Genomic DNA, 5,379 nt, shown 5'->3' with positions numbered 1-5,379 from the left:
GTTATGCTGCCGCTCCGTTCCGTTCGCTGCCACGAACTGCGGTTAAACGCCGCTCCTCTGCGTCTCGACAGAATCGGAGGGAGTTCCCAAGTGACTGTTCGCCCAATTCAGCTGTTCGGAGCTTTCCTACATGTCGATGACACCCGAGACGCCGCTGCCGCCGAAAGGACTGGGGCTGCGGCCGATCCCCATGCTGATCTTCGGTTCGCGCTGGCTGCAATTGCCGCTGTATGTCGGCCTGATCGTCGCGCAGGGCATCTACGTCATTCTGTTCCTGAAGGAGCTGTGGCATCTGTTCCAGCACTCCTTCGACTTCAGCGAGCAGCAGATCATGCTGGCGGTGCTGGGGCTGATCGACGTGGTGATGATCTCGAACCTGCTGGTGATGGTGATCGTCGGCGGCTACGAGACGTTCGTGTCGCGGCTCAACCTGCGCGGGCATCCCGACGAGCCGGAGTGGCTCAGCCACGTCAATGCCAGCGTGCTGAAGATCAAGCTGGCGATGGCGATCATCGGCATCTCGTCGATCCATCTGCTGCGCACCTTCATCGAAGCCGGCAACCTCGGCGCGGTCGGCAAGGTGAGCGGCTACACCGAGACCGGTGTGATGTGGCAGACCATCATCCACACCGTGTTCATCCTGTCGGCGATCGGCATCGCCTGGGTCGACCGGATCTCGAATCTCGCGACCGAAGAAGAGAAGGCCAAGGGGCATCATTGATGCGCCGCCTGGCCGCGCTGGCAGGTGCCGTCGTCGCAGCCGCATGGCTGACGCTCGGTGCCGCGCCGGCGCGAGCGGCGGATGCCGGCTTCGATCGCTTCCTCGCCGAGCTGTGGCCGGAGGCGCGCGAAGCCGGTGTGTCGCGCGCGACGTTCGACGCCGTCACCGCCGGGCTCGAGCCGGACTACAAGCTGCCCGACCTGATCCTGCCCGGCAGGCCGAAGACCGGCGCGCCGCGGCAGGCCGAATTCGTCCAGGTCCCGGCGGACTATCTGAAGGAAGCGCGGATCGAGAGCCTGGCCGCGCATGGCCGCACGTTGCTGCAGCGTTATCGGCCGACGCTGGATGCAATCGAGCGCAAGTTCGGCGTGCCCGCCACCGTGGTGCTGGCGATCTGGGGCCGCGAGACCGACTACGGCCGCTACAAGTTGCCCTACGACGCGGTGCGGGTGATGGCGACGCAGGCCTATGTCGGCCGCCGCAAGGACCAGTATCGAACCGAATTCATCCTGGCGATGAAGATCATCGGCGAGGGCGCGGTGACGCGGCAAGGGATGCGTGCGTCCTGGGCCGGCGCCACCGGCCTGACGCAGTTTCTACCGTCCGAGTACTACAAGCACGGCGTCGACTTCGACGGCGATGGACGCGTCGATATCTGGCACTCGGTGCCGGACGCGCTGGCGTCGGCCGCACAGCAGCTCGTCAACAAGGGCTGGCAGAGCGGACTGCGCTGGGCCTACGAGGTCAAGGCGCCGGCGCGCGTCGACTGCACGGAGGGCGTGCCGGAAGTCACCAAGCCGATCGGGCAATGGCTGCGTGAAGGCTTCACGCTCGCCCGGTCGGATCGGTTGAGCGCGGCCGAGCGCGAGCAGCCGGCGTCATTGCTGCAGCCCGAAGGCATTTACGGTCCGGCGTTCCTGACCACGAAGAACTACTTCGTCATCAAGGAATACAATTTCTCGGATCTGTATGTGCTGTTCGTCGGCCATCTCGCCGACCGGATGACGGATCCGCGCCCGTTCGCCACCCCGTGGTCGGCCACCAAGCAGCTTCGCACCACGGATGTCGAGGCGATGCAGCGCGGATTGGAGCGGCTCGGCATCTATCGCGACAAGATCGATGGCAAGGCCGGGATGCTGACCCGTGCGGCGCTCGGCGCCTACCAGAAGCGCGCCGGACTGCAGGTCGATTGCTGGCCGAGCGAGGCGGTGCTGCGCTCGATCCAGGCGGCGCGCTGAGGCCAAACAAAAACCCGGCCGATTGCTCGGCCGGGTTCAGCATTCAGACGGGCGCGGGCTGTGCGCCGCGACAGGATCAATCGCAAACGCGGACGCGGCGCGAACGCCACACGCCAGCGTAGTCGTCCCAGAAGCGCTCGCGGACCCAGTGGCAGTCCGGCTCTTCGACATAAACCGGGGCAGGGGCCGCATAGGCGGGGCGGCTGGCGGCGATCGCGCCACCCAGCAGGGCGCCGCCGATCAGGCCACCCGCAACGCCGGCGGCGATCCGGCCGCCATCGGCCTTCGCGGCCGGGGCGACGCCGACCAGCGAACCGGCGATGGTCGCGGCCGCAAGCAGGACGGTGACAGTCTTCTTCATTTGAGAGGCTCTCCTGAGATCGCGCCGCGCCCGGCGCTGTTGAACGAACCGGTAGTCCCCGACGGCACAGCATCAAAAAAGCGCAATGTCGTCAATTGTCGCGTATCGGCTGGCGGATCAGTGTCGCGCAAAAACGGTGTTTTTCGGGCGATACCGTCGACGCCCGGAATCCGGGCGTTCAGGCTGTTGGTTGGTCGGACGCGGCGGTGAAAGGTTCACCGTCAGTCGCAGACTCGGATCCGGCGGATTCGCCAGCCGTAGCCGTCCCAGAACCGCTGCCGCTGCCAGTAGCAGCCGCCGTAATAGCCCGGCGACACGACATAGGCCGGAGCCGGCGCGTAGCCGTAATAGCGTGGCCCATAGCTGTAGTAGCGCGGGCCGTAGCCATAGCCGCCGCCGTAATAGTAGCCGCCCGGGCCGTAATACGGCGAGGACAGCGCGCCGCCGATGAGCGCACCGCCGATCAGACCGGCGGCGATTCCGGCGCCGAAGCCGTCATGCGCCTGGGCCGGCGCGGTGGACCCGACGGCCGTCACGGCCATCGCAGCGGCCGCGGCCAACGCCATCATCGACTTTCTCATGGCATCACCTCTCGAACGAGCACCGGACCCGATGGGCCGCGGGCGCGACCCCGCCATGGTCCAGCACCCGTAACCTTTCACCATTCGATTGAACGATCCATGAATGCCGCCGCCGCAGTGCTGCCATGGTCGGTTCCGCACGGGCGGATCGGGGCCGTTGGAGGCGCGGCGAGGGGCGTGGCTCTTGGACGTCTGGCGACGTCGTGCCGGCTTCAGGTCAGCGCGGAGATGCTCCGTTTTCCTCGCCGCAAGGGGCGTGCAAGTCGGGGACGCGCGATCTCGATTGAGCAAAATCAAACGGCCAGTTGCAGATTGGAATAGCTTGAAGTTGCACGTTTTCCTTTTGCGTCTGCGAGTGCATCTCACTATCCAAAAGCTTGTTACTGCTGGATCGAGACCGATGATCGTTTGTTCTTGCAACGTCCTGAGCGACCACGATGTGCGGGCCACTATGCACAGCGAAGGTGGTCCCGCGCGGAACCCCGGTGAGGTTCACCGCTGCCTCGGCTGCAGCCGAAAGTGCGGCCGCTGCATGCACACCATCAAGAACATCATGAACGAAGCGCTGTGCGGCGCGGCAGAGCGTCGCGCCGGCTCCTAAGTGTTTTGATGGGCTGTTGATCGGGTGAGCCGGGATTGCATCTCACCCGCGTTATGATCTAGAATTATTCTAATTCTAAAGCGGCCAGCCCTGGCCGCCGATTGCAGGAGTGACGGATTCACATGAAGGGCGATGCCAAGGTCATCGAATATCTCAACCGCGGTCTGCGCAGCGAGCTGACGGCCATCAATCAGTACTGGCTGCACTATCGCCTGCTCGACAATTGGGGTCTGAAGGATCTCGCCAAGACCTGGCGCAAGGAATCCATCGAAGAGATGGTCCACGCCGACAAGCTCACCGATCGCATCATCTTCCTTGACGGCTTCCCGAACATGCAGGTGCTCGATCCGCTGCGGATCGGCCAGAACGTCAAGGAAGTGCTGAACGCCGACCTGCAGGCCGAGATCGACGCGCGCGCGCTGTATCAGGAAGCCGCAACCTACTGCCACAGCGTCAAGGACTACGTGTCGCGCGACCTGTTCGAGCAGCTGATGAAGGACGAGGAACATCACATCGATTTCCTCGAGACCCAGCTGGATCTGGTGAACCGGATCGGCGTCGAGCTGTATCAGCAGCACCACATTGGCGAACTCGATCACGACTGATCGGTTCGTGCCGCGCACTCCGTCGGCCGGTTCGGCCGACGACCCGCGCGGGTCCTCACGTCGTCCGGCGCGGCTGTTGCGCCGGCGACAGCGGGCAGTCCCGATAGGCTGCCTCGATCGCCGGCTCCGAGCCGTCGACCTTGAACAGAGCCGTGCTGGTGCCGGCGTTCAATGATCTGATCCGCACGACAAGCTGGGTCGACTCGCGCAGGTCGGCGATGAACTGCTGCAGCGCCGCGGGCTCTTCGACGACGATCACCTGATGCCCCAGCAGCACCCGCGACTCCACCGCATCGCGCCCCGGCTTGTCGTCGAACCGATACCCCAGGCTGGTATTGCGGTCGCTGCCGATCTTGAAGCCGAAACCGACCTTCACGATCGGCCGCTTTTCGAAGCAGGTGAGCTGGAGCGTCGCCAGCGAGACTAGCAGTGGATCGGTGCTGTTCGACGCCCGGTTGGTCAGGGTGATGGCGCCGGCCACCGGCGCGCCGGTGATCAGGTCTGGCCTCTGATCGATTCGCCAGCTGCCGGATTTCAGCGAGCCGTCGCTGACGCATCCGGCCAACACCACGGCGATGACACAACTCGCAACACGCACTGCAACCTCCCCCGGCCGCAGCTCTAGTCTGCAACTCCAGCGTGTGTAACGCAAGCGCGACGCGAACGGTCGAAATGCGAAGGCCCGGCTTCGGGTGAAGCCGGGCCTTCGCCTTAGGTGAAAGGTGAGGCGGTGTTACGCCGCGCGCACCGAGCTGAGGAAGCGCGCTACTTCGGTCTTGAGCTGCGCGCTGTCGGTCGATAGCGACCGCGCCGCCGCCAGCACCTGCGACGACGACATCCCGGTCTCGGCCGCGCCGCGCTCGACGTCGGCGATGTTGGCGCTGACCTGCATCGTGCCCTGGGCGGCCTGCTGGACGTTGCGCGAGATCTCCTGGGTCGCCGAGCCCTGCTGCTCGACGGCCGAGGCGATGGCGGACGAGATTTCCGACATCTGGCCGATCGTGGTGCCGATCTCCTTGATCGCCGACACCGACTCTTCGGTCGCGGCCTGCATGCCGGAAATCTGCTGGCTGATTTCGTCGGTCGCCTTCGCGGTCTGCTCGGCGAGCGCCTTCACTTCCGCCGCGACCACCGCGAAGCCGCGGCCGGCTTCACCGGCGCGTGCCGCTTCGATCGTGGCGTTGAGCGCCAGCAGGTTGGTCTGGCCGGCGATGGTGTTGATCAGGTCGACCACGTCGCCGATCCGCTGCGCCGCCGTGGCGAGCTGATTGA

Annotated in this window: 8 protein-coding genes; 4 read left to right on the top strand and 4 right to left on the bottom strand. The window is 65.3% G+C overall.

The features are described 5' to 3' along the window. Positions 1 to 130: 130 nt before the first annotated feature. Entirely contained in the window at positions 131 to 721 is a 591-nt protein-coding gene (locus DYI24_RS20355; protein WP_107345367.1) for a TIGR00645 family protein, read from the top strand. Continuing rightward, on the top strand, positions 721 to 1,959 hold the full coding sequence (locus DYI24_RS20350; RefSeq protein ID WP_164573599.1) for a lytic murein transglycosylase: 1,239 nt from the start codon (positions 721 to 723) through the stop codon (positions 1,957 to 1,959). The genes DYI24_RS20355 and DYI24_RS20350 overlap by 1 nt, the downstream gene beginning before the upstream one ends. Before the next feature lie 76 nt (positions 1,960 to 2,035). On the opposite strand, the gene DYI24_RS20345 is transcribed toward DYI24_RS20350, so the two are convergent. Both DYI24_RS20345 and DYI24_RS20340 read right to left on the bottom strand, forming a co-directional pair. After that, the gene (locus DYI24_RS20345) at positions 2,036 to 2,320 is read right to left on the bottom strand and encodes a hypothetical protein (protein ID WP_011159141.1); all 285 of its coding nucleotides are present in this window, start codon (positions 2,318 to 2,320) and stop codon (positions 2,036 to 2,038) included. Between the two features lie 221 nt (positions 2,321 to 2,541). Continuing rightward, on the bottom strand, positions 2,542 to 2,901 hold the full coding sequence (locus tag DYI24_RS20340) for a hypothetical protein (RefSeq protein ID WP_107356393.1): 360 nt from the start codon (positions 2,899 to 2,901) through the stop codon (positions 2,542 to 2,544). Between the two features lie 103 nt (positions 2,902 to 3,004). Between DYI24_RS20340 and DYI24_RS28665 the strand changes: the two genes are divergently transcribed. After that, positions 3,005 to 3,502 carry a (2Fe-2S)-binding protein gene (locus tag DYI24_RS28665; RefSeq protein ID WP_349627802.1) on the top strand — a complete coding sequence of 166 codons (498 nt, stop codon included), beginning with the start codon at positions 3,005 to 3,007 and terminating at the stop codon, positions 3,500 to 3,502. 122 nt (positions 3,503 to 3,624) lie between these two features. Continuing rightward, entirely contained in the window at positions 3,625 to 4,107 is a 483-nt protein-coding gene (bfr, locus tag DYI24_RS20330) for a bacterioferritin (protein ID WP_012497027.1), read from the top strand. A gap of 55 nt (positions 4,108 to 4,162) precedes the next feature. Here the strand turns inward: bfr and DYI24_RS20325 are convergent, their stop codons facing one another. Continuing rightward, positions 4,163 to 4,705: a hypothetical protein gene (locus DYI24_RS20325; RefSeq protein ID WP_107345364.1), complete on the bottom strand. Its 543-nt coding sequence runs from the start codon at positions 4,703 to 4,705 to the stop codon at positions 4,163 to 4,165. Between the two features lie 135 nt (positions 4,706 to 4,840). After that, positions 4,841 to 5,379: methyl-accepting chemotaxis protein (locus DYI24_RS20320; protein WP_246701319.1), on the bottom strand; the 539-nt coding region annotated here is incomplete at its 5' end.

Origin of the sequence: Rhodopseudomonas sp. BR0C11, from assembly GCF_010820945.1 — a bacterium.
Taxonomy (GTDB): domain Bacteria; phylum Pseudomonadota; class Alphaproteobacteria; order Rhizobiales; family Xanthobacteraceae; genus Rhodopseudomonas; species Rhodopseudomonas palustris_H.
The sequence above is the reverse complement of the archived record's forward strand: the minus strand, read 5'-3'. Positions and strand labels throughout refer to the sequence as shown.

Bases quoted from the DNA above. Each gene is read 5' to 3' on its own strand.
- DYI24_RS20355 (WP_107345367.1), top strand. From the start codon at position 131: ATGTCGATGACACCCGAGACGCCGCTGCCGCCGAAAGGACTGGGGCTG.
- DYI24_RS20350 (WP_164573599.1), top strand. From the start codon at position 721: ATGCGCCGCCTGGCCGCGCTGGCAGGTGCCGTCGTCGCAGCCGCATGG.
- DYI24_RS20345 (WP_011159141.1), bottom strand. From the start codon at position 2,320: ATGAAGAAGACTGTCACCGTCCTGCTTGCGGCCGCGACCATCGCCGGT.
- DYI24_RS20340 (WP_107356393.1), bottom strand. From the start codon at position 2,901: ATGAGAAAGTCGATGATGGCGTTGGCCGCGGCCGCTGCGATGGCCGTG.
- DYI24_RS28665 (WP_349627802.1), top strand. From the start codon at position 3,005: ATGCCGCCGCCGCAGTGCTGCCATGGTCGGTTCCGCACGGGCGGATCG.
- bfr (WP_012497027.1), top strand. From the start codon at position 3,625: ATGAAGGGCGATGCCAAGGTCATCGAATATCTCAACCGCGGTCTGCGC.